The organism is Alteraurantiacibacter lauratis, assembly GCF_037154155.1.
Lineage (GTDB): Bacteria > Pseudomonadota > Alphaproteobacteria > Sphingomonadales > Sphingomonadaceae > Alteraurantiacibacter > Alteraurantiacibacter lauratis.
Genome location: NZ_JBANRN010000009.1, coordinates 78,531 through 98,780, shown reverse-complemented (window position 1 = coordinate 98,780; position 20,250 = coordinate 78,531). Strand labels below are relative to the sequence as shown.

The following is a 20,250-nucleotide window of genomic DNA, read 5'->3' as shown; positions in this document are numbered from 1 at the left end:
GATTTGGTCACATGGTTGCGGCGCAAGGGTGACAGGGCCACGCCTTGGCTCTTTCCCTTGTGCGGCGGGAAAGCTAGGAACGCAGCCGCACTTCACGCTTGCCGGAGAGATTCAAGCATCATGCGCCACACCCTTTCATTTGCCACCGCTTCCGCCCTTGCCCTCGCTTTGACCGCTTGCGGCCCGGCGGAGGAGCCCGCTGTTGACGAGAGCGCCGCCGTGCCTGAAGCGCCGGCTGATGTTGCGCCGGTGGAGGGCGAAGCGGCTGCGCCAGAAGCGGGTGAAACCCCCGCAGCGGAGGAATCGGCCGCCCCCGCCGCCTCGCCCACGCCTGCCGCATCGGCCAGCGCGGCCGCGGTTCCGTCTCCTGCTGCTACGCCTACCGCGCAGCCGACCGCCGCGCCGGTGGCCATGGCGCCTCCCGCAGCCTTCACCCAGTGCCGGGTGTGCCACTCGGTCGAGCCGGGGCAGAACGGCATCGGTCCCTCGCTCGCCGGCATTCATGGCAACCGCGCCGGGCAGGTGGCCGGTTTCAGCTATACGCCGGGAATGCGGTCTTCGGGCCTGACTTGGAACGATGCGACGCTGAACCGGTACCTCACCGATCCGCAGGGCACGGTGCCGGGCACCACCATGGCGATCGGCCCTCTCGACGCCGCACAGCGCGCCGCAATCATCGCCTATCTCAAAACGATCTGAGCGGACTTTCGAACCGCCGGACAGAAAAAGGGCGGCGCCTCGGTGGAGGTGCCGCCCTTTTGCTTTGCCGCGAACGCAGCGAACCGAATTACTTCAGTTCGACGGTGCCGCCGGCTTCTTCGATCTTCTTCTTGATTTCTTCGGCTTCGGCCTTGTTCACGCCTTCCTTCAGCGCCTTGGGAGCCGATTCCACCAGGGTCTTGGCTTCGGTCAGGCCCAGGCCGGTGATGGCGCGGACTTCCTTGATGACCTGGATCTTCTTGCCGCCGTCGCCGGTCAGGATGACGTCGAATTCGGTCTTTTCTTCGGCAGCGGCGCCGGCGTCACCGCCACCGGCAGCCGGAGCAGCCACGGCAACAGCAGCAGCGGCGGACACGCCCCATGCTTCTTCCAGAGCCTTGGCGAGGTCGGCGGCTTCGAGGACGGTCAGCTTCGAAAGTTCTTCAACGAGCTTGGCAATATCGGCCATGATAATTCACTCCATTCAATATGTGGGCACCCGTTGCGGCATCTGCGCGCATCCGGGCCGGAACGATAAACAGTCTTACGCGGCTTCCTTGGCGTAGGCGCCAAAGACGCGGGCCAGCTTCCCCGCCGGGGCGACAACCACCTGCGCGACCTTGGTCGCCGGGGCCTGCACCAGGCCGATAAGCTTGGCGCGCAGTTCGTCGAGCGAAGGCATCGAGGCGAGCGCCTTGATCCCGTTGGCGTCGAGCACCTGCGAACCCATCGCGCCGCCGACCACTTCGAGCTTGTCGTTGGTCTTGGCGAATTCGATGATCACCTTGGCTGCGGCCACCGGATCAACCGATGTGCCCAGCGCGACCGGACCGGTGAGCATGTCACCGATCGCGGCATAGTCGGTGCCCGCGATGGCCAGCTTGGCAAGGCTGTTCTTGGAAACCTTGAACGAGGCCCCTGCTTCCCGCATCTTCGTGCGCAAGGCAGTGGACTGCTCCACGCTCATGCCGAGGTTGCGGGTGACAACCACCACGCCCACCTCTTTGAAGGTTGCGTTCAGAGCGGCGACGGCATCGGCTTTCTGCGAACGATCCATGCGTACTCCTTACTTCTATGTCCGCGGCGAAAAACTCGCTGCGAACGGCTGCGTTGTCCGCATCCCGGCAGGGACACGGGCGAGTCCGTTGTGACAAGGGAAGGAGGTGCGCCCACATGATCGGGAGCGCCACGGCCCCCACGCCTTGAGCATGAAAGAGGCCGAAATCTCTGTTTCCCCGCCTAGGCTGCAAATTAAGGGGTTGCCCCCGGCAGCTGTCTCGGACGGATGATCCCTAGGGATCGGGTTGCGCCATTAGCGGATCGGGTGCGTGAGTCAAGCAAAGGCGGGGTTGCGGTAGTGGTCCTGGCAAGGCAGGACAGAGCCAATGCCGCGTCCACCCCAATATTCCGGCCACCCCTTTGGTGCGATTCTGGCGCTGTGGGCGGCGGCCTTGATGCTGGCGGGATGCGCAAGCCATCCGCGGCTTGATCCGCCACCTTTGCCCGCCGCATTTTCCCTGCCGGTGGATCATGATCCCGTCACGGGGCAGCCTTTCCTCCACCTCTCGGTGCTCAGTTACAATGTCGCGGGCCTGCCGTGGCCGCGCCGCGCCAATGCGGGCGAGGCGATGGCGCGGATCGCCGCTGCGTGGCCGGAGGAATTTGCCTATGGCTCGCCCGATGTGGTGGTGCTTCAGGAAGCCTTCGTCCCCAGTGCTACGCGGATGATGGGCGAAGTGGGCTATACCAATCTGGTGCGCGGGCCGCAGCGCGGCACCCGCGCCGATCCGCTGGTCGGCCCGGCTGACCGCGCATTTCGCAAGGGCCGCCGTCTGCTGCGCGGTGAAAGGCTGGGGCGGCGCGCCAATTCGGGCTTGCTGGCGGCAACCGATCTTGCCGTGGCGAATGTGCGCGTCCATCCCTTTGGTGGGCACAGCTGTGCGGGGTATGACTGTCTGGCGAACAAGGGAGTGCAATTGGTGGAGATTGATCTGCCCGGCATGCCCGAACCGCTCTTCATCCTGAACACGCATCTCAACAGCCGCGATTCCTCGGGCGCGAGTGAGGAACGTTCGCTCTATGCCTATCGCCGCCAGCTTACCCAGATCGAGGCATTTCTCGACCGGGCCTGGCGCGGACGCGGCCCGCTTATCTGGACGGGCGATTTCAACGCCCGGCACGATCCGGACCGCTTTGCCGCCAAGGAAGAGCATATTCGTGGCGAACTGGCGCACCGCCACTGCATCAGGCACCCCGATCTGTGCGTGGTGACGGCCAGCTGGGACAATGACGAGCCGTGGATGGACACACAGGATCTGCAGGGCTTCGTGCAGGGACAGCGCGTCAATATCGAGCCGGTGGCCATACGCGCGCGGTTCGATGCGCCGATAAACGGGCGAATGCTGTCCGATCACGACGGGCTGGAGGTGGTCTGGCGGCTGTACTGGAGCGAAGGGGAGGCGGAATCGCACGCGGGTCTTTGACTTTGCCGGCGACCCTGCCTATATCGCGCCTCAGCCGATTGCTTCGAGCAAGGCACGCCTTATCGCGGGGGCGGGCCACAGGATGGAAGCACGGTTTGCCGTGAGATGTGGGATAAGGCTACGGTCCGGTGCCTATGCGCCGAGACATCCGTGGCCTTTTGCGCGTCTCCACCGGCCCTATCCGCCAGCACATTTTTCCGCCTGCCGCGGCCGATTGCGAATCGGATGCGGCCGGCCCAGGCAAGAGGCACACGACCTTCTCATGGCGACCAAATATCAGGCTCCCGAAACCGTCGGCACCAAGAGCAAGCGCATCCGCAAGATCTTCGGCGACATCCACGAAGTGGTGCAGATGCCGAACCTGATCGAGGTTCAGCGCGAAAGCTATGAGCAGTTCCTGCGGTCCGACAAGGCAACCGGTTATGTTTCGGGCCTCGAAAAGACGCTGCGCAGCGTGTTCCCGATCCGCGATTTCGCCGGCACGGCGGAGCTCGATTTCGTCCATTACGAGCTGGAAGACCCGAAATACGACGTGACCGAATGCCGCCAGCGCGGAATCACCTATGCCGCCCCGATGAAGGTGACGCTGCGCCTGATCGTGTTCGAAGTGGACAGCGAGACCGAAACCCGTTCCGTGCTCGATATCAAGGAGCAGGACGTCTATATGGGCGATATGCCCCTGATGACGGAGAACGGCACCTTCATCATCAACGGCACCGAGCGCGTGATCGTGTCGCAGATGCACCGCTCGCCCGGCGTATTGTTCGACCATGACCGCGGCAAGACCCATTCCAGCGGCAAGTTCCTGTTTGCCGCGCGCGTCATTCCCTATCGCGGCAGCTGGCTGGATTTCGAATTCGACGCCAAGGACATCGTGAACGTCCGCATCGACCGCAAGCGCAAGCTGCCGGTGACTGCGCTGCTGTTCGCGCTCGGCCTCAATGCCGAAGATATCCTGCACCACTTCTATGAAACGGTGACATGGAAGCGCGCGCCGGGCGGCTGGCAGATCCCCTATCAGGCCGAATCCTGGCGCGGTGCCAAGCCCAGCTTCGCGCTGGTGAACGCTGAAACCGGTGAGGAAGTGTTCCCCGCCGGGCAGAAGGTCAGCCCCCGCGCCGCCAACAAGGCGGAAAAGGACGGCCTCAAGACGCTGCTGATCCCGACCGAGGAAATCTTTGGCCGCTATGCCGCCAATGACCTGATCGACGAGGCGACCGGCCGCATCTACATCGAAGCGGGCGATGAAGTGTCGCCCGACAATCTCGAAAAGCTCGACGCCGCCGGGATCGATCAGCTCGACCTGCTCGATATCGACCACGTCAACACCGGTCCCTGGATCCGCAACACGCTGGAAGCCGACAAGGCCGAAAACCGTGACGAGGGTCTGGAAGCGATCTACAAGGTCATGCGTCCGGGCGAACCGCCGACCAAGGAAACCGCCGAAGCGCTGTTCGAAGGCCTGTTCTTCGATCCGGAACGCTATGACCTGTCCGCCGTGGGCCGCGTAAAGCTCAACATGCGCCTCGGCCTCGATGCCGAGGACACCGTCACCACGCTGCGCAAGGAAGATATCCTCGCCGTGGTGAAGGAACTGGTGAACCTGAAGGACGGCAAGGGCGAGGTCGACGATATCGACAACCTCGGCAACCGCCGCGTGCGTTCGGTGGGCGAGCTGCTGGAAAACCAGTACCGCGTCGGCCTGCTGCGCATGGAGCGCGCGGTGAAGGAGCGGATGTCGTCGGTGGATGTGTCCACTGTGATGCCGAACGACCTGATCAACGCCAAGCCGGCCGTGGCCGCGGTGCGCGAATTCTTCGGCTCGTCGCAGCTCTCGCAGTTCATGGACCAGACCAACCCGCTCTCTGAAGTGACGCACAAGCGCCGCGTCTCGGCGCTGGGGCCGGGCGGTCTGACGCGTGAGCGCGCGGGCTTTGAAGTGCGCGACGTTCACCCCACGCATTACGGCCGCATCTGCCCGATTGAAACGCCTGAAGGTCCGAACATCGGCCTGATCAACTCGCTGAGCACCTTCGCCCGCGTCAACAAATACGGCTTCATCGAAACGCCATACCGCAAGGTGATCGACGGCAAGGTGACCGGCGAGGTGCAGTATCTTTCCGCCATGGAGGAGCAGAAGCACACCGTGGCGCAGGCGTCGGCCGAACTCGACGCCGATGGCCGTTTTGTGGAAGATCTGATCTCGGCCCGCCAGAACGGCGAATTCGTGATGGCCCCGCGCGACCAGATCACGCTGATGAATGTCAGCCCCAAGCAGCTTGTTTCGGTTGCCGCCTCGCTCATTCCGTTCCTGGAAAACGACGACGCCAACCGCGCGCTGATGGGCTCGAACATGCAGCGCCAGGCCGTGCCGCTGGTGAAGGCGGAAGCGCCGTTTGTCGGCACCGGCATGGAAGAAACCGTGGCGCGCGATTCGGGCGCCGCGATCGGCGCGACCCGCGCCGGCGTGGTCGACCAGGTGGACGCCACCCGTATCGTGATCCGCGCCAGCGGCGATATCGAGCCGGGCCAGTCGGGCGTCGACATCTACACGCTGCAGAAGTTCCAGCGGTCGAACCAGAACACCTGCATCAACCAGCGCCCGCTGGTAAAGGTGGGCGATGTGGTGGAAGCCGGCGATATCATTGCCGACGGCCCCTCCACTGACCTTGGCGAACTGGCGCTGGGCAAGAACAGCCTCGTCGCCTTCATGCCGTGGAACGGCTACAACTACGAAGACTCGATCCTGATCTCCGAGCGCATCGTGAAGGACGATGTGTTCACCTCGATCCATATCGAGGAATTCGAAGTGATGGCCCGCGACACCAAGCTGGGGCCGGAAGACATCACCCGCGACATTCCCAATGTGGGCGAGGAAGCGCTGCGCAACCTCGACGAGGCGGGCATCGTCTATATCGGCGCCGAAGTGCACCCCGGCGACATTCTGGTGGGCAAGATCACGCCGAAGGGCGAAAGCCCGATGACGCCGGAAGAAAAGCTGCTGCGCGCGATCTTCGGCGAAAAGGCGTCCGATGTGCGCGACACCTCGCTGCGCCTGCCGCCGGGCGTGGCCGGCACGGTGGTGGAAGTGCGCGTGTTCAACCGCCACGGTATCGAGATCGATGACCGCACCCGCGCGATCCAGAACGAGGAAATCGAACGCCTCAAGAAGGACAGCGAGGACGAGCGCAACATCCTCAACCGCGCCACCTATAACCGCTTGCGCGACATGCTGGTGGGCCAGACTGCTTCGGCCGCTCCCAAGGGCGTGAAGAAGGGCGAGGTCATCACCGAAGCCATGCTGGAGGAAGTGGACCGCCACGAATGGTTCAAGTTCGCCGTGGCGGATGACCGGATGCAGGCGCAGCTGGAAGCCGTGAAGGCCCAGTATGACGAAGCGATCAAGGCCATCAAGGACAAGTTCGAGGACCGCAAGGAAAAGCTCGAACGCGGGGATGAACTCGCCCCCGGCGTGCTCAAGATGGTCAAGGTCTTCGTCGCGGTGAAGCGCAAGCTGCAGCCGGGCGACAAGATGGCCGGCCGCCACGGCAACAAGGGCGTGATTTCGCGCATCCTGCCGATCGAGGACATGCCGTTCCTGGAAGATGGCACGCCGGTCGATCTGGTGCTCAACCCGCTGGGCGTGCCTTCGCGCATGAATGTGGGCCAGATCTTCGAAACGCATCTGGGCTTTGCCGCCCGTGCGCTGGGCCATCAGGTTGCCGCCGCGCTGGACGAATGGCGCGCCGCCAACCCCAACCCCGAAGCCGGCCCGCCGCCGGCCGCTGTGGTGGAGAAGCTGAAGGATATCTATGGCGAGCAATACCACGCCGATATCGACAGCCGCTCGACCGAGGAAGTGGTGGAACTGGCCGAGAACCTGCGCGCGGGCGTCCCGATGGGCACGCCGGTGTTCGACGGGGCGCGCGAGGCGGACGTGTCGAACATGCTGGTGAAGGCCGGGCTCGATCCCTCCGGCCAGAGCGTCCTTTATGACGGCCGCACGGGCGAAGCGTTCGACCGCAAGGTGACCGTGGGCATTATCTACATGCTCAAGCTGCACCACCTGGTGGACGACAAGATCCACGCGCGTTCGATCGGCCCCTACAGCCTCGTCACCCAGCAGCCGCTGGGCGGCAAGGCGCAGTTTGGCGGCCAGCGCTTCGGCGAAATGGAAGTGTGGGCGCTGCAGGCCTACGGCGCGGCCTATACCTTGCAGGAAATGCTGACGGTGAAGTCCGACGACGTGGTCGGCCGCACCAAGGTCTACGAAGCGATCGTCAAGGGTGACGACACCTTCGAAGCCGGCATTCCCGAAAGCTTCAATGTGCTGGTCAAGGAAATGCGTTCGCTCGGCCTCAATGTCGACCTGTCCTCGCTGGGCGATGACGATGCAGACGGCGACGGCCTGCAGATCGCTGCCGAATAACAGGGGCGCGGGCGGCGCTGCGGTGCCGCCCTCACCCCCGCCCCCCTGTTGAACCCTACCCAAGGGACCTGAAAAATGAACGAACTTTCGAAATTCACCAACCAGATCGCGAAGCCGGAAACCTTCGACCAGATCCAGATCGGCATCGCCAGCCCGGAGCGTATCCGTTCGTGGTCGTTCGGCGAGATCAAGAAGCCCGAAACGATCAATTACCGCACCTTCAAGCCGGAGCGTGACGGGCTGTTCTGCGCGCGCATCTTCGGCCCGGTGAAGGATTACGAGTGCCTGTGCGGCAAGTACAAGCGCATGAAGTACAAGGGCGTCGTGTGCGAAAAGTGCGGCGTCGAAGTGACCGTGACCAAGGTCCGCCGCGAACGCATGGGTCATATCGAACTGGCCGCGCCGGTCGCGCATATCTGGTTCCTGAAGTCGCTGCCGAGCCGCATCGGCCTGCTGCTCGACATGCAATTGAAGCAGCTCGAGCGCATCCTGTATTTCGAAAGCTACGTAGTGATCGAGCCGGGCCTGACCCCGCTTGAGAAATATCAGCTGCTGAGCGAGGACGAGCTGCTCGATTACCAGGACGAGTATGGCGAAGACGCGTTCAGCGCCGGGATCGGTGCCGAAGCCGTCAAGCAGATGCTGATGGACCTCGATCTGGAGCAGGAGCGCCAGGACCTGATGGAGGAACTGGCGACGACCAAGTCGGCGCTCAAGCCCAAGAAGATCATCAAGCGCCTGAAGGTGGTCGAAAGCTTCATCGAAAGCGGCAACAGGCCTGAATGGATGATCCTTGATGTCGTGCCAGTCATTCCGCCCGAACTGCGCCCGCTGGTGCCGCTCGATGGCGGCCGCTTTGCGACTTCGGATCTTAACGACCTGTATCGCCGCGTGATCAACCGCAACAACCGCCTGAAGCGGCTGATGGAACTGCGCGCGCCCGATATCATCGTGCGCAACGAGAAGCGCATGCTGCAGGAAGCGGTGGACGCATTGTTCGACAACGGCCGCCGCGGCCGCGTGATCACGGGTGCCAACAAGCGCCCGCTCAAATCGCTGTCCGACATGCTCAAGGGCAAGCAGGGGCGCTTCCGTCAGAACCTGCTCGGCAAGCGTGTCGACTATTCGGGCCGTTCGGTGATCGTGACCGGTCCGGAATTGAAGCTGCACCAGTGCGGCCTGCCCAAGAAGATGGCGCTCGAACTGTTCAAGCCGTTCATCTATGCGCGCCTCGACGCCAAGGGTCTGTCGATGACCCTGAAGCAGGCGAAGAAGTGGGTCGAGAAGGAGCGCAAGGAAGTCTGGGACATCCTGGACGAGGTGATCCGCGAACACCCCGTGCTGCTCAACCGCGCGCCCACGCTGCACCGCCTTGGCATTCAGGCGTTCGAGCCTGTGCTGATCGAAGGCAAGGCGATCCAGCTGCACCCGCTGGTCTGCTCGGCCTTCAACGCCGACTTCGACGGGGACCAGATGGCCGTGCACGTGCCGCTTTCGCTGGAAGCCCAGCTCGAAGCGCGCGTGCTGATGATGTCGACCAACAACATCCTCAGCCCCGCCAACGGCAAGCCGATCATCGTGCCTTCGCAGGATATGGTGCTGGGCCTCTATTACCTGTCGATGGACCGCGAGGGTGAGCCGGGCGAAGGCAAGATCCTGGCCGATATCAACGAAGTGCATCAGGCGCTGCATGTCGGCGCGGTGACGCTGCATTCGAAGATCACCACCCGCGTTCCGCAGACCGACGAGGCCGGCAACACCTATATGAAGCGGGTGGAAACCACGCCGGGCCGGATGCTGATCGGCGAATGCCTGCCCAAGAACTTCAAGGTGCCGTTCGAAACGATCAACCGCCTTTTGACCAAGAAGGACATCGGCGATGTGATCGACGAGGTCTACCGCCACACCGGCCAGAAGGACACCGTGCTGTTTGCCGACGCCATCATGGCGCTGGGCTTCCGCCATGCGTTCAAGGCGGGCATTTCCTTCGGCAAGGATGACATGATCATCCCGGAAGAGAAGGATGCGCTGATTGCCGAAACGAAGGCGCTGGTTGCCGATTACGAGCAGCAGTACCAGGACGGCTTCATCACCCAGCAGGAAAAGTACAACAAGGTTATCGACGCGTGGAGCCGTTGCGGCGACCAGGTGGCGAACGCCATGATGGACAAGATCCGCGCCACGCCCAAGGATGAGAACGGACGGCAGAAGCCGATCAATTCGATCTACATGATGTCCCACTCAGGGGCCCGTGGTTCGCCGGCACAGATGAAGCAGTTGGCGGGGATGCGCGGCCTGATGGCCAAGCCGAGCGGCGAGATCATCGAAACGCCGATCATCTCGAACTTCAAGGAAGGTCTGACCGTTCTTGAATACTTCAACTCCACCCACGGCGCGCGCAAGGGTCTGGCCGATACCGCGCTCAAGACGGCGAATTCGGGCTACCTGACCCGCCGCCTTGTCGACGTGTCGCAGGATTGCGTCGTGATCGAGGAGGATTGCGGCACCCAGCGGGCGCTCGAAATGCGCGCCATCGTGCAGGGCGGCAGCGTGATTGCCTCGCTGGGCGAGCGTATTCTGGGCCGCACCGTGGCCGAGGATATCCTCAATGCCTCCACGGGCGAAGTGATCGTGAAGGCCGGCACCATGGTTGACGAAAACATGGTCAAGGCGATCGAAGAGGCCGAAGTCGTGGTCGCCAAGATCCGTTCGCCGCTCGTCTGCGAAGCCGAACAGGGCGTGTGCGCGACCTGCTATGGCCGCGACCTGGCGCGCGGCACGCCGGTGAATATCGGCGAGGCCGTGGGCGTCATCGCGGCACAGTCGATCGGTGAACCGGGCACGCAGCTGACCATGCGCACCTTCCACATCGGCGGGGCGGCGCAGGTCAACGAAACCAGCCATCTCGAAGCGATTTCGGATGGCAAGGTGGTTTACCGCGACATGCCCACCATCGTGGACAAGCGCGGCCGGCGCCTGTCGCTCGCCCGCACGGGCGAAATGGTGCTGGTGGATGCCGAGGGCCGCGAACGCGCGATCCACCGCGTGCCTTACGGCACCATGCTGATGTTCGAGGATGGCGCATCGGTGAAGGAAGGTGATCGCCTGGCCGAATGGGACCCGTTCACCCTGCCAATCATCACCGAAACCGCCGGCATCGTGCGGTATCAGGACCTGGTCGAAGGCAAGACGCTGGAAGAGCGGGTGGATGATGCCACCGGTATCGCCCAGCGCGTGGTGATCGAATACCGCGCCGCAGGCCGTTCCAAGAAGGAAGACCTGCGTCCGCGGCTAACCTTGCTGGGTGAAGCGGGCGGCGAGACCGAGGCGGCGCGCTACATGCTCGCCCCCGGCACCACGCTGTCGGTCGAGGACGGGCAGGAAGTGGCCGCGGGCGACATCCTCGCCCGTGCCAGCCGCGAAGCTGCCAAGACGCGCGACATCACCGGCGGTCTGCCGCGTGTGGCCGAACTGTTCGAAGCCCGCGTGCCCAAGGACAATGCGGTGATCGCCAAGATCAGCGGCCGCATCGAATTTGTCCGCGACTACAAGGCCAAGCGCAAGATCGCGATCATCCCGGAAGAGGGGGATCCGGTGGAATATCTGGTTCCCAAGACCAAGGTGATCGACGTGCAGGAAGGCGACTTCGTGAAGAAGGGGGACACCCTGATTTCCGGTTCGCCCAACCCGCACGACATCCTCGACGTGCTGGGCGTGGAAGCGCTGGCCGAATATCTCGTGTCGGAAATCCAGGAAGTCTATCGCCTGCAGGGCGTGAAGATCAACGACAAGCACATCGAGGTGATCGTTCGCCAGATGCTGCAAAAGGTCGAGATCACCGACGGTGGTGACACCACACTGCTGCCGGGCGAGCAGGTCGATCGCCAGGAAATGGACGAAATGAATGCCAAGGTGCCCAAGGGTGGCCGCCATGCTACGGGCACTCCGGTGCTGCTGGGCATCACCAAGGCGAGCCTGCAAACGCGCAGCTTTATTTCGGCCGCGTCCTTCCAGGAAACCACCCGCGTGCTCACGCAGGCGGCGGTTGAAGGCAAGAAGGACTCGCTGACCGGCCTGAAGGAAAACGTCATCGTGGGCCGCCTGATCCCGGCGGGCACGGGTGCGGCCATGAACCGGCTGCGCGTGGCGGCGAACAGCCGCGATGCAGCGCTGCGTGCGCAGTATCGCAAGATGGCGGAAGCCTCGCTGCCGGTGGTGGAAGCGGAGGAACCCGCCGACGCTGTGCCGAGCGAGGAAGCGATGAAGGCCGCAATGGCCGCCATGGGCGGTGCCGCGGTGGCAGAAGCCGATGTGGATACCGCTGCCGAGGATGTGGGCGAGGAGTAAGTTTCTCTCCCCGTGCCAAGGGCCAGCCAGAACAGGCCCCGCCGGAGCGATCTGGCGGGGCTTTTTCATGTCCGCTCTTGCGGAACCGAAAGTGGTATGCCGAGTATGATGACCATGCCTGCACGCCCCGCCTTCGCCGCCCTCCTCTTTCTTCTGACCGCCTGTTCGCAGGATGCGCCTCCCGCGCCGCTTGCTAGTGAGAGCACAGAAAGGCCCACGGCCGCGCCGCTTGCCGAAATCGCCTCGCTCGAAGGCGAATGGCGCGTGGCAGGGATTGATGGCGAGCCGCTCAACGAAACCTATGGCATCGCGCTCAGCGCCAGCATGGCGGAAATTTGGGCGGAGCCGCGCTGCGCCGGGATGGTGCTTGGCTACCGCATCGATGGCCAATGGTTCACCAGCGCGCCGCCCATGCCCGAAAATCCGCAGCCTGTCCCAGACGCACCAACCCCACCCGTCTGCGCAGGTGCCGTGCCGCCCCGCATGGCAGACGTGTTCACGGCGCTCCGCCATGCAGACACGATCGGCCGCACGCCCGCGAACGGGGTCGAACTTTCAGGTGGCGGATACAGCGTGCTGCTGTTCAGCCAATAGGCTTTCTTTCCCTTGCAAAAGCCTCCTTGAGCGCGCGCTGCCAGTTCCCACATGCGCGTGGCAATTCACAACGAAAGCATCGCCCCGATGACCGACACCTCCATCCTGTTCCAACCTTTCACTTCGCCCAAACTGGCCCTCAAGAACCGCATCGTCATGGCGCCGATGACGCGCAATATGGCGCCCGATGGCGTGCCGGGGCCGGCCAATGCGGCCTATTACCGCCGCCGGGCCGAGGGCGAAGTGGGCCTGATCCTGTCCGAAGGGACGGTGGTGGATCGTCCGGCCAGCCGCAATCTGCCGCATATCCCCTTTTTCCATGGCGATGCCGCGCTGGCCGGATGGAAGGGCGTGATCGATGCGGTGCACGAAGCAGGCGGCAAGATGGGCCCGCAGATCTGGCACACAGGGGGCACTACGGCTGATCCGTCCTTTGCGCGCCCGCCGCTCGATACGCCGAGTGGGCTGAACAAGCCCGATGAAAAGGTGGGCGAACCGATGAGCGAGGAGGCGATTGCCGATACCGTCCACGCCTTTGCCAAATCGGCCAAGGCGGCGCAGGCGCTTGGGTTCGACACGGTCGAGATTCACGGGGCGCACGGTTACCTGATCGACCAGTTCTTCTGGGCGGGCACCAACCAGCGCAGTGACCGCTGGGGCGGGGCGGGCATTGGCGAACGCAGCCGCTTTGCCGCCGAAATTGTCGCCGCGATTCGCGGCGAAGTGGGCGCGGTTTACCCGATCATCCTGCGTCTCAGTCAATGGAAGCAGCAGGATTACACCGCGCGGCTGGCCCGGACGCCTGCGGAAATGGAACAATGGCTGGCTCCGCTTGCCGCTGCCGGGGTGGACATCTTCCATTGCTCGCAGCGCCGATTCTGGGAGCCGGAGTTTCCGGAGGTCGATGGCGAGAACGGCCTGAACTTTGCAGGCTGGGCCAAGACAATCACCGGCCTGCCCACGATCAGCGTGGGTTCGGTGGGCCTTTCGAGCGACTTTTTCGGCGCCTTTGCCGGGGAAACCTCCGCCGCGTCAGGGCTCGACCCGCTGATCGCGCGGATGGAACGCGGCGAGTTTGACCTGATCGCGGTGGGCCGCGCGCTGCTGTCCGATGCGTATTGGGCGCGCAAGGTGCGCGAGGGGCGTATTGGCGAGCTGGAGGACTTCAATCCGGCGGCGATGGCGGAACTGGCATAGCCCATAAACGCTATTGCGAATTATTCGCATTGTAATCCGGGTGAGCGGCGGTAATATTTCTGCGAATCATTCGCAAGAAAGGTCTGCCATGCCCGCTCCCCGCCCGTGCCGCCCGTCATCCGCAGCTAGCCAACCGGCGCGCAGCGCGCTGGTGGAACGGTTGGCGCAGCCGCCGCGTCTGGAGGATTGCGGGCCGCTGGGGCGCGACACGGTGCGGGCTATTCGCATGCTTGCTGCACATAGCAGCCGGGGCAGCGATCCCCTGCCCGATCTGCTGCGGCATTTGCACGGCGTCGATGCGGTGCGTTGCCTGATCGGGTTTGCCGATGCCGTTGGCAATGCCTGGCCCGAACGGGTGCAGGTGCTCCGCCCGTGTTGCGGCCTTGCCTCTCCGGACGAGGTGACGCTTGCGGCCATGGTTTCAGCGGCGGCCAAGGGCGATCGGCGTGATTTCGGCCACCAGATCGCCGGCTTCGTCTCGTCTGCGCATCACGATGTGCTGTTCGATCTGGCAGTGCGGCTGGCGGCAAGCTGGCGCGGCTCGCCGGGCTGAGCGCGTTGAGCCACGGGTATTGAGATACTGGTATTGGATAGGCGCTGCGCTATAGCGGCGCGACCATGAACACCGTCACCCGATTTGCCCCTTCGCCCACCGGCACGCTGCATGTCGGCAATATCCGCACGGCCGTGCACAATTGGCTGCTGGCACAGAAGAACGGCGGGCGGTTCCTGCTGCGCATTGACGATACCGATTCGGCGCGCAGCCGCGAGGAATATGTCGAGGCCATTCGCGCCGATCTCGCCTGGCTGGGCCTTCATCCCGATGGCGAGGAGCGGCAATCCGCCCGGCTGGCGCTGTATGAGGAGGCGTTTGAACGCCTGCGCGCCGCAGGGCGGGTTTACCGCTGCTATGAAACCGCGCAGGAACTCGATCTGAAGCGCAAGGTCGCATTGGGGCGCGGCCTGCCGCCGGTTTACGACCGCGCCGCGCTGAAGCTGACCGAGGCCGATCACGCCGCCAAGGCCGCAGCGGGCGAGGCGCCGCACTGGCGTTTCCTGCTCGATCATGATGAGCCGATCCGCTGGGACGATGGCGTGCGGGGGCCGCAAAAGTTTGACCCGGCGCAGATGTCCGATCCGGTGATCCGCCGCGCCGATGGCAGCTGGCTTTATATGCTGCCTTCGGTGATCGACGATATCGCGATGGGCGTCACCGATGTGCTGCGCGGCGAAGATCATGTGTCGAACACCGCCACGCAGATCCAGATGTTCACCGCGCTGGATACCGCGCCGCCGCATTTTGCGCATGAGGCGCTGCTGGTGGGGAGTGAAGGGAAGCTGTCCAAGCGGCTCGGCTCTCTGGGCGTTGCCGCCTTTCGGGAACGCGGAATCGAGCCGCAGGCGCTGGTTGCTCTGCTGGCGCGGCTGGGCACATCGCAGCCGGTCGAAGCAATTGCTGACCGCGCGGTCCTGGCGGAGACATTCAACCTGTCCACCTTTGGCCGCGCTCCCGCCCGATTTGACGAGGAGGAGCTGGCGCGCCTCAACACCGCGTTGATCCACGCCATGCCCTATGCCGATGTGGCCGGACGCCTGCCACCGGGCATGGACGAGGCCGCATGGCTGACGATCCGCCCCAATGTGGCGGTGCTGGCCGATGCGGCGGATTGGTGGCGCATTGTCACCGGCCCTGTTGCCGCACCGGTTCTGGGTGAGGACGACCGCGCCTTTCTGGCGCAGGCGGCCGCGACGCTTTCCGATAGCGGGGCAGACTGGGCGGCGCTGACCGGCGCGCTGAAAGAGGCGACAGGCCGCAAGGGCAAGGCGCTGTTCCTGCCGCTGCGTCTGGCGCTGACCGGCCGCGATCACGGGCCGGACATGGCAAGCCTGCTGCCGCTCATCGGTGCGGATGAGGCGCGAGCAAGGCTGGAACAGGCGGCGCGCGCGGGCTGAACGGGCAGCGTCGCCCGCATGCCAATGGTGCATTGCAAAAAGGGACTTGGCATCGCGGCCGCTTCGTGCAAATGGGCATGATATACCATTACATGACCGCAATGCGAGTTTGTCCTATCATGATGTCGTTTTCCCGTTCGCTTGCCCTGTCCGCATCACTGCTGGCCATGACCGCGCCTCTCAGCCTGATGGCGCAGGATGTGCAGTTTCCCTCACCGCACACACACGATCCGCACGGGGGCGATGTGCAGGATACCATTGTGGTGACGGCAGGCGGGCTGGAGCGGCTCGACATGCTCGCGGGCACATCGGTGGTGAGCGAGGCCGAATTGCAGCGCAACATGGCGGGGCAATTGGGCGATGTGCTGGCGCAGTTGCCCGGCGTGTCCGCCACCGGTTTTGCACCGGGTTCCAGCCGCCCGGTTCTGCGCGGTTTCCAGGGCGAACGAGTGCGCGTTCTGGTGGACGGGATCGGCAATATCGATGCCTCGAACACCAGCGTCGATCACGCCGTATCGATCGACCCGCTGACCGCCGAATCGATCGAGGTGCTGCGCGGCCCTGCCGTGCTGATTTACGGTTCCTCCGCGATTGGCGGCGCGGTGAATGTGATCGACCGGCGCATCCCGCATGAAAAGCCCGATGGCGGCTACCGCTTCGACGGGGTGCTTTCGGCCGACACCGCCAGCAATCTGCGTGAAGCGGGCGCTTCGCTCGATCTGGCGCTGGGCGATTATGTCGTGTGGCACGCCGATGGCTCCTACCGCGAGACAGATGACCTCCGCATTGCGGGCTTTGCCCTGTCGCCGCGCCTGCGCGCCGAAGTGCTGGAGGAAGCCGAGGAGGAGGCCGAGGAGGGCCATCTCGAAGAAGCTGAAGAACTGATCGAAGCGGCCAATATACGCGGCCGCCTGCCCAGCAGCGCCACGCGCACCTATTCGCTTGGCACGGGCCTCACGTGGTTTTCGGGCCTTAACAGTTTCGGCATGTCGGTTGGCTATTACAACAGCCTCTACGGCGTGCCGCTCGCCCCCGGCGCGCACCACCATCATGAAGACGAGCATGAAGACGATCACGATCATGACGACGATCACGATCATGACGACGACCACGATCATGGCGATGAACACGAGCACGGCGACGAGGCAGTATCTATCTCGCTGAAACAGTTTCGTGCCGATTTGCGCGGGCAATTCCACCTCAGCGACGGGTTCTTCCACGATCTGGTCACCCGCGTGGGCTATTCCAATTACACGCATACCGAGCTGGAAGGCGACGAAGTGGGCACCGTGTTCGATGTTCAAGGCATCGAGGGCCGGATCGAGATGATCCAGGGCGAACAGAATCTGGGCGGCAATGCCACCTTGCGCGGATCGGTGGGGTTGCAGTTCTTCCACCGCGATTTCCAGGCGATCGGGGCTGAGGCTTTCGTGCAGCCCAACACAACCGACCAGTTCGCGCTGTTCACCCTGCAAGAGGTGCGCAGCGGGCCGTTCGAGGTGGAAATGGGCGCGCGGTACGAAAACACGCACCAGGCGCTTTCGTCCACCAATACAAGGCGCCGGTTCGACACGGTGTCGGGCGCGGTGGGCCTGTCGTGGACCTTCGATTCCGGCATTCGTACCGGTCTCAATATCAGCCGCTCGGAACGCGCGCCTTCTGCCGAGGAGCTGTTTGCCGATGGCCCGCATATCGCCACCAGCCAGTACGAACTGGGCGATCCGAACCTCTCCAAGGAAACCGCGTGGGGGCTGGAAGCCTATGCCCGCGCCACGCTGGGCGGCGCGGATCTGAGCCTGGCGGTGTATCGCAACTGGTTCGGCAACTTCATCTACCTGTCCGATACCGGCTTTGAGGAAGACGAACTGCCGCTGTTCCAGTTCCTGCAACAGGATGCCACATGGTTCGGCGTGGAAGGCGAGGCGAGCTTCCCGCTGGCGCGTCTGGGTGGCGGCACTCTGGTGTCCGATCTGCGCGGCAGCTATATCCGCGCCACGCTCGACGACGGGTCACCCGTGCCGCGCATCCCGCCGCTCAGCCTGATGGGCGCGCTGGAATGGCAGGGCAGCGCGGTCGATCTGCGCGGCGAAGTCGAATGGAACGATGCGCAGAACCGCGTCTCGCCCGAAGAAAGCGCTACCGACAGCTTTGCCCATGTAAACCTGTCCGCCGCGATCCGTCCCTTTGCCGATCAGCGCATCACCGTGCTGCTGCAGGCGAACAACATTTTCGACACCGAAGGCCGCCGCCACGCCAGCTACACCAAGGAATTCGTGCCGCTGGCGGGGCGCAATTTCCGCATCAGCCTGCGCACGCGGCTGTAAGCGCGATTGTTTGGAGGCGGCGGCCGTTATGGCCCCGCTGCCGCCTCCATCACACCTCCCCTTACACCTCGTCGTAATGGAACGGGGCGATCACCGGTTCGGGATAGGCTTCGTAGTCGATCGTCGGCGGCAGGTCGGGCGCCAGCCCGCTGATCGAGCGCAGCAGCTTCACTCCGCCGCGGTGCCAGCCCTCGTCATACTCGCAATAGAAATTGATGATTCCGTGCAGCGAAGCGATGCGCCACTTGCCATTCTCGCGCTTGTAACTGTTTTCGTAGGTCGCCTCGCCCCAGCGGCCTTCCTTGCCCAGCCAGCCCACCATCATCAGCGTGCGCCAGCGGCCCTTGGCGGTGCCCGCCGCGCTGTCGATATGAATTACCGGCTGCAATTGCATATGGTTGTAGAGCGTGCCGTGTTCGTAAGGCGGCAAATGGTGCAGATAGGCGCGCACCCGCTCGCGCCCCACAAACACCCCGCGCCCGGCGATTTCCAGTGTGCCATCGGCGGCGAAAAGATCGGCCGCCTTGTCCCACAGCCCCTTGTCGACATAATAGCCATAGGCCGCCTGCAGGTTCAGCAGGTCGCGGTAATCCTCTGCCGCCTGCGCGCGGGCTTCCAGCGCCTCGATCCGGGCCAAAAGCGCGGAAACGAGCAATTCGTCCGTTGTTGGCATGGTCCTTCCTCTCCCGTCAGACCGTCATAATCAGAGCCGGGGCAGCGTGACCCCCTGCTGGCCCATATATTTGCCCGCCCGGTCGGCATAGCTGACCTCGCACGGCTCGTTCCCTTGCAGGAACAGGAACTGGCACGCGCCTTCATTGGCGTAGATCTTGGCGGGCAGCGGCGTGGTGTTGGAAAATTCCAGCGTCACATGCCCTTCCCAGCCGGGTTCCAGCGGGGTGACATTCACGATGATGCCGCAGCGGGCATAGGTGCTCTTGCCAAGGCAGATCACCAGCACATCGCGCGGCACGCGGAAATATTCGACCGTGCGCGCAAGCGCGAAGGAATTGGGCGGGATGATGCAGACATCGGTTTCCCGGTCGACAAAACTCTTGGGATCGAACTGCTTGGGATCGACCACGCTGGAATCGACATTGGTGAAGATCTTGAATTCGGGCGCTACCCGCGCGTCATAGCCATAGCTGGAGAGGCCATAGGAAATGCAGCCATCGCGCCGCTGCGCCTCCACAAACGGCTCGATCATGCCGTGGGTGAGTGCTTGCTCGCGAATCCATTTGTCGGAAAGAATTGCCATGCGCGATGGATTCCCGACGCAGGGGCGCGGCGCAAGGGCAGGGGGCGGGGCGCGCGGGGTTTTATCCCCTATTCCGGCACCCATTCGTAGCGGTAGGCATCGCCATCCACCTTCACCCGGCCCGCGCTGGTCTTGCGGAAATGCGCGGGGAAGCACAGCAGGTCCTCCTCGGCCGCCTTGGCCATCACCCGCTGACGGGTGCGGCCGGCCTGCGGGGCGTCGGCATCAAACGCGAATGGCAGATCAAACCGGATCATCTGCAAGGGGTGGTGGATCACATCGCCCCAGAAGATCGCCGCCTCCCCGCCCGCCTGCGCGTGCACGGTGCAGCAGCCGGGCGAATGGCCAAAGGCAGGTTCCAGCCACACGCCATCGCCAATCTCGCGGTGGGCGACATGATCCTCGTCCACCAGAATGCCTTGTCCTGCCTCCATCACCGGCAGGATCGAATCGCGGAAGGCTTCGTAATGCAGCGCCTCGCCTTTGGGGTTCTCCACGAAATAGGCGTAATCGCGCCGCCCGAACAGGTAACGCGCATTGGGGAAGGTCGGCACCCATTTGCCGCCATCAAGGCGCGTGTTCCACCCGACGTGATCGAAATGCAGATGGGTGCACATGACAAGATCGATATCTTCGGGCGCAAAGCCTGCACGGGCCAGATTGCCGAGGTAATCGGTGTTGAGCTGGTGGACTTCGGGCAGGCTGCGGTCCTTGTGGTTGCCGCAGCAGGTGTCGATCAGGATGGTCTGCCCGTCCACCTCGATCACGAAGCTGTGCACGCCGAATGTCATGCGGCTGGTTTCGGGATCGTCGGTCAATTCACCGTCGCCGGGATCGTACCAGCGCTTGAGCCGCGCCAGATCGGCCGCCGTCACCCCCGGCAGCTGCATCAGCAGCGGCGTGGGCGAATCCATTTCGTGCACCTTGTGGACGGTGATCCGCCCCAGTTTGATTGGCTGCATGTGT

14 protein-coding genes are annotated in these 20,250 nt (G+C 63.8%); 9 read left to right on the top strand and 5 right to left on the bottom strand.

Translation table 11 applies throughout. The features are described from left to right. Positions 1-120: 120 nt before the first annotated feature. Positions 121-699: a c-type cytochrome gene (locus WFP39_RS09845; protein ID WP_336919343.1), complete on the top strand. Its 579-nt coding sequence runs from the start codon at positions 121-123 to the stop codon at positions 697-699. 88 nt (positions 700-787) lie between these two features. On the opposite strand, the gene rplL is transcribed toward WFP39_RS09845, so the two are convergent. Further along, positions 788-1,168, bottom strand: coding sequence for a 50S ribosomal protein L7/L12 (gene rplL / locus WFP39_RS09840; RefSeq protein ID WP_336919342.1), 381 nt, complete (start codon positions 1,166-1,168; stop codon positions 788-790). Positions 1,169-1,243: 75 nt separating this feature from the next. Then, entirely contained in the window at positions 1,244-1,756 is a 513-nt protein-coding gene (gene rplJ, locus WFP39_RS09835) for a 50S ribosomal protein L10 (RefSeq protein WP_336919341.1), read from the bottom strand. Positions 1,757-2,084: 328 nt separating this feature from the next. Here rplJ and WFP39_RS09830 point away from each other — a divergent pair, with 328 nt between their 5' ends. From WFP39_RS09830 to WFP39_RS09795, 8 genes are all read left to right on the top strand, one after another. Next, positions 2,085-3,182 carry an endonuclease/exonuclease/phosphatase family protein gene (locus tag WFP39_RS09830; RefSeq protein WP_336919339.1) on the top strand — a complete coding sequence of 366 codons (1,098 nt, stop codon included), beginning with the start codon at positions 2,085-2,087 and terminating at the stop codon, positions 3,180-3,182. A gap of 262 nt (positions 3,183-3,444) precedes the next feature. After that, entirely contained in the window at positions 3,445-7,611 is a 4,167-nt protein-coding gene (rpoB, locus tag WFP39_RS09825) for a DNA-directed RNA polymerase subunit beta (RefSeq protein WP_336919338.1), read from the top strand. 75 nt (positions 7,612-7,686) lie between these two features. Continuing rightward, the gene (gene rpoC / locus WFP39_RS09820) at positions 7,687-11,958 is read left to right on the top strand and encodes a DNA-directed RNA polymerase subunit beta' (protein WP_336919337.1); all 4,272 of its coding nucleotides are present in this window, start codon (positions 7,687-7,689) and stop codon (positions 11,956-11,958) included. Between the two features lie 114 nt (positions 11,959-12,072). Further along, positions 12,073-12,552, top strand: a complete 480-nt coding sequence (locus WFP39_RS09815; RefSeq protein ID WP_336919336.1) for a hypothetical protein — start codon at positions 12,073-12,075, stop codon at positions 12,550-12,552. 51 nt (positions 12,553-12,603) lie between these two features. Continuing rightward, complete coding sequence (locus WFP39_RS09810) at positions 12,604-13,749, top strand: NADH:flavin oxidoreductase (protein ID WP_336919335.1); 1,146 nt, start codon at positions 12,604-12,606, stop codon at positions 13,747-13,749. Positions 13,750-13,837: 88 nt separating this feature from the next. Then, positions 13,838-14,302 carry a hypothetical protein gene (locus WFP39_RS09805; protein WP_336919334.1) on the top strand — a complete coding sequence of 155 codons (465 nt, stop codon included), beginning with the start codon at positions 13,838-13,840 and terminating at the stop codon, positions 14,300-14,302. A gap of 65 nt (positions 14,303-14,367) precedes the next feature. Further along, a complete protein-coding gene (gene gltX, locus WFP39_RS09800) occupies positions 14,368-15,702 on the top strand; it encodes a glutamate--tRNA ligase (RefSeq protein ID WP_336919333.1) in 1,335 nt (444 codons plus the stop codon). A gap of 167 nt (positions 15,703-15,869) precedes the next feature. Then, positions 15,870-18,026, top strand: coding sequence for a TonB-dependent receptor (locus WFP39_RS09795; RefSeq protein ID WP_419716204.1), 2,157 nt, complete (start codon positions 15,870-15,872; stop codon positions 18,024-18,026). Between the two features lie 61 nt (positions 18,027-18,087). Here the strand turns inward: WFP39_RS09795 and WFP39_RS09790 are convergent, their stop codons facing one another. The 3 genes from WFP39_RS09790 to WFP39_RS09780 all read right to left on the bottom strand — a co-directional run bounded on the left by WFP39_RS09790 (position 18,088) and on the right by WFP39_RS09780 (position 20,246). Next, positions 18,088-18,699, bottom strand: coding sequence for a nuclear transport factor 2 family protein (locus WFP39_RS09790; RefSeq protein WP_336919331.1), 612 nt, complete (start codon positions 18,697-18,699; stop codon positions 18,088-18,090). 30 nt (positions 18,700-18,729) lie between these two features. Further along, entirely contained in the window at positions 18,730-19,284 is a 555-nt protein-coding gene (gene dcd / locus WFP39_RS09785) for a dCTP deaminase (RefSeq protein WP_336919330.1), read from the bottom strand. Positions 19,285-19,352: 68 nt separating this feature from the next. Further along, on the bottom strand, positions 19,353-20,246 hold the full coding sequence (locus tag WFP39_RS09780; RefSeq protein WP_336919329.1) for an MBL fold metallo-hydrolase: 894 nt from the start codon (positions 20,244-20,246) through the stop codon (positions 19,353-19,355). Between the last annotated feature and the right edge of the window lie 4 nt (positions 20,247-20,250).

Bases quoted from the DNA above. Each gene is read 5' to 3' on its own strand.
- WFP39_RS09845 (WP_336919343.1), top strand. From the start codon at position 121: ATGCGCCACACCCTTTCATTTGCCACCGCTTCCGCCCTTGCCCTCGCT.
- rplL (WP_336919342.1), bottom strand. From the start codon at position 1,168: ATGGCCGATATTGCCAAGCTCGTTGAAGAACTTTCGAAGCTGACCGTC.
- rplJ (WP_336919341.1), bottom strand. From the start codon at position 1,756: ATGGATCGTTCGCAGAAAGCCGATGCCGTCGCCGCTCTGAACGCAACC.
- WFP39_RS09830 (WP_336919339.1), top strand. From the start codon at position 2,085: ATGCCGCGTCCACCCCAATATTCCGGCCACCCCTTTGGTGCGATTCTG.
- rpoB (WP_336919338.1), top strand. From the start codon at position 3,445: ATGGCGACCAAATATCAGGCTCCCGAAACCGTCGGCACCAAGAGCAAG.
- rpoC (WP_336919337.1), top strand. From the start codon at position 7,687: ATGAACGAACTTTCGAAATTCACCAACCAGATCGCGAAGCCGGAAACC.
- WFP39_RS09815 (WP_336919336.1), top strand. From the start codon at position 12,073: ATGCCTGCACGCCCCGCCTTCGCCGCCCTCCTCTTTCTTCTGACCGCC.
- WFP39_RS09810 (WP_336919335.1), top strand. From the start codon at position 12,604: ATGCGCGTGGCAATTCACAACGAAAGCATCGCCCCGATGACCGACACC.
- WFP39_RS09805 (WP_336919334.1), top strand. From the start codon at position 13,838: ATGCCCGCTCCCCGCCCGTGCCGCCCGTCATCCGCAGCTAGCCAACCG.
- gltX (WP_336919333.1), top strand. From the start codon at position 14,368: ATGAACACCGTCACCCGATTTGCCCCTTCGCCCACCGGCACGCTGCAT.
- WFP39_RS09795 (WP_419716204.1), top strand. From the start codon at position 15,870: ATGACCGCGCCTCTCAGCCTGATGGCGCAGGATGTGCAGTTTCCCTCA.
- WFP39_RS09790 (WP_336919331.1), bottom strand. From the start codon at position 18,699: ATGCCAACAACGGACGAATTGCTCGTTTCCGCGCTTTTGGCCCGGATC.
- dcd (WP_336919330.1), bottom strand. From the start codon at position 19,284: ATGGCAATTCTTTCCGACAAATGGATTCGCGAGCAAGCACTCACCCAC.
- WFP39_RS09780 (WP_336919329.1), bottom strand. From the start codon at position 20,246: ATGCAGCCAATCAAACTGGGGCGGATCACCGTCCACAAGGTGCACGAA.